The sequence below is a fragment of the Neobacillus drentensis genome (assembly GCF_036965245.1).
Taxonomy (GTDB): domain Bacteria; phylum Bacillota; class Bacilli; order Bacillales; family Cytobacillaceae; genus Neobacillus; species Neobacillus drentensis_G.
Map to the genome: position 1 here is coordinate 12,745 of NZ_JBALPG010000190.1, position 3,287 is coordinate 16,031.

Consider the following 3,287-nt stretch of genomic DNA (forward strand, 5'->3'; position numbering starts at 1 on the left):
GTATAGAAAGACATGTTTTTTGCATACTTTATAGGGTTGTAGAAAAGCAAAATTCTTTTGTAAAAAATTATACTTCATACTTGCAAAAGATTTTCAGATTCTTTATTATAATAATTGTGTTAGCACTCATTAATGGAGAGTGCTAATAATGACAGAATTACATATATTTTTGAGGAGGTTGTTTGATTTGTTAAGACCATTAGGTGATCGCATTGTCATTGAGCTTGTTGAATCAGAAGAAAAAACTGCAAGCGGTATCGTATTACCGGATTCAGCGAAGGAAAAGCCTCAGGAAGGAAAAGTTGTTGCCGTTGGTACTGGCCGCGTCCTTGAAAGCGGAGAACGCGTAGCACTTGAAGTTGCTGTAGGCGACCGCATTATCTTCTCAAAATACGCTGGTACTGAAGTGAAATACCAAGGTACAGAATATTTACTTTTACGTGAAAACGATATCCTTGCTGTTATTGGTGAGTAAGGTTTTTTAAAAAAATAGTTTAGAAAATACGAGGAGGTTTTTTGAACAATGGCTAAAGAGATTAAGTATAGTGAAGATGCGCGCCGCGCAATGCTACGTGGTGTTGATGCCCTAGCTGATACAGTAAAAGTTACTCTTGGACCTAAAGGACGTAACGTGGTTCTTGAGAAAAAATTTGGTTCACCGCTTATCACGAATGACGGTGTAACAATCGCAAAAGAAATCGAATTAGAAGATGCATTCGAAAACATGGGTGCTAAGCTTGTTGCTGAAGTAGCAAGCAAAACAAACGATGTTGCTGGTGACGGTACAACAACTGCAACTGTTCTTGCCCAAGCGATGATTCGTGAAGGCTTAAAGAACGTTACAGCTGGTGCTAACCCAATGGGGATCCGTAAAGGAATCGAAAAAGCAGTAGCTGTTGCGGTTGAAGAATTAAAAACAATTTCTAAACAAATTGAAGGCAAAGAGTCAATCGCTCAAGTTGCTGCGATTTCTTCAGATGATAAAGAAGTTGGCCAATTAATCGCGGAAGCAATGGAACGCGTTGGCAACGACGGTGTTATCACAATCGAAGAATCTAAAGGATTTACAACTGAATTAGATGTTGTTGAAGGTATGCAATTCGACCGCGGTTACACTTCTGCTTACATGGTAACTAATACTGACAAAATGGAAGCTGTATTAGAAAATCCATATATCTTAATTACAGACAAGAAGATTTCTAGCATTCAAGAAATCCTTCCTGTACTTGAGCAAGTAGTACAACAAAGCAAGCCATTATTGTTGATTGCTGAAGATGTTGAAGGTGAAGCACTTTCTACTTTAGTAGTGAATAAGCTTCGCGGTACATTCAATGCTGTTGCTGTTAAAGCTCCTGGCTTCGGTGACCGCCGTAAAGCAATGCTTGAAGATATCGCTGCATTAACTGGCGGTGAAGTCATCACTGAAGAGCTTGGCCGTGAATTAAAAACTACTACAATCGAATCTTTAGGACGCGCTACTAAAGTGGTTGTTACAAAAGAAAATACTACAATCGTTGAAGGTGCAGGAGAGTCTTCTGAAATTCAAGCTCGTGTAAACCAAATCCGTGTTCAATTAGAAGAAACTACTTCTGAATTTGACCGTGAAAAATTACAAGAGCGCTTAGCTAAATTAGCTGGCGGTGTAGCAGTTATCAAAGTTGGTGCTGCAACTGAAACTGAATTAAAAGAGCGCAAACTTCGCATCGAAGACGCATTGAACGCAACTCGTGCTGCTGTTGAAGAAGGTATCGTATCCGGTGGTGGTGTAGCCCTTCTTAACGTATACAGCAAAGTAGCTGCACTTCAAGAAGAAGGCGATATCGCTACAGGAATCAACATCGTATTACGTGCGATGGAAGAGCCAGTTCGCACAATCGCACAAAACGCTGGCCTTGAAGGATCTGTCATTGTTGACCGCTTAAAGCGCGAAGCAGTTGGCACAGGCTTCAACGCTGCAACTGGCGAGTGGGTAAACATGATCGAAGCTGGTATCGTTGACCCAACAAAAGTAACTCGTTCAGCACTTCAAAACGCAGCATCTGTAGCTGCTATGTTCTTAACAACTGAAGCAGTTGTAGCTGACAAACCAGAACCAGCTGGTGCTGGAATGCCTGACATGTCCGGAATGGGCGGTATGGGTGGAATGGGCGGCATGATGTAATAAAGACTTATAAACCTTGATAAGTTAGGGTTTGTAAGACTTAATACAATCTTTAGTATCCGAAAAAGTGACCGATATTAATTAATAAGATTTTTAAAGAGGTTTTTCATTAAGTAGTGGACTTAGTGGAAGCCTCTTTTTTATGCCTATCATCTCAACTAACTCCTCCTTCACGTAATACTGCTTATAACTGTTCCCTACTTCTATCGTGAAAACAAAACCCTTTTATTTGAAGAAGTGTTGAGCATAACGCTTTTCTAATCTTTTCATCATTCATAACAACTATGCTATGAAAAAACGAACATTAGATGTACATAAAACTCGGTACAAAGATTTCAGTGTGTTGGTTTTGTTTCTAGTAAGAGGAATATATTCAAAGGTGTTCTAAGAGCCCGCACACGCTCGATAATAACTGTTAGAACTATCTTAAAGATATTTTTCCCTTCAAAATACCAAATAGTATGTATTCGGCATTTAACCAATGTTTGCTTTGGTAGTATGATTATCGAATCTAAATCATCATTACAAGCTTAAAAAGCATTAGGAAGAATATATTCAAGTTTTCTTTAATCATTGAATTTTACAATCGGTCCAGATTGTAGAAGAGCGATTGTATTATATACCTTATTTATTCAACAGTTTACTATCAAGCTCGGTGAACCGAAACATGAATAGAAAAAAGTTTTGAAAGTTATATTACAAATTATCCTTTATAAGGTAATAATTATAAATATTAAAATGCTATAATAAATACTAGATAACTTAGAAGGTAAGGGTGTAAATAAAAGGGGGAAGAAAGCATTGGCTAGCCCGAAGGTTTTTATTAGTTCAACTTGCTATGATTTAAAATATATAAGGGAAAATATAAAGTACTTTGTAAGAACATTAGGATATGAGCCTATTCTAAGTGAAGATGGAGATGTGTTTTATAATCCTCAATCACACACTCATGATTCTTGTTTGGATGAAATTCCAAATTGCCAAATGTTTGTTTTAATAATTGGTGGAAGGTATGGAGGTGAATTTAAGGGTACACAACATTCAATAACAAATGCAGAATATAAAGAAGCCATAAAACAGAAAATACCCGTTTTTACATTAGTGGAACAAGGAGTATATAGCGACC

The 3,287-nt window shown here is 37.6% G+C and carries 3 protein-coding genes; all 3 read left to right on the forward strand.

Features of this window, described 5'->3' with window-relative positions; translation table 11 throughout:
* Nucleotides 1-187: 187 nt before the first annotated feature.
* Nucleotides 188-475 (forward strand): co-chaperone GroES, encoded by a 288-nt coding sequence (gene groES / locus V7150_RS24960; RefSeq protein WP_024027274.1) that lies wholly within the window; start codon nt 188-190, stop codon nt 473-475.
* A gap of 48 nt (nt 476-523) precedes the next feature.
* On the forward strand, nt 524-2,161 hold the full coding sequence (gene groL, locus V7150_RS24965) for a chaperonin GroEL (RefSeq protein WP_335523639.1): 1,638 nt from the start codon (nt 524-526) through the stop codon (nt 2,159-2,161).
* Between the two features lie 801 nt (nt 2,162-2,962).
* Nucleotides 2,963-3,287, forward strand: a 325-nt coding sequence (locus tag V7150_RS24970; RefSeq protein ID WP_335523641.1) for a DUF4062 domain-containing protein, incomplete at its 3' end; no start/stop codon positions are given.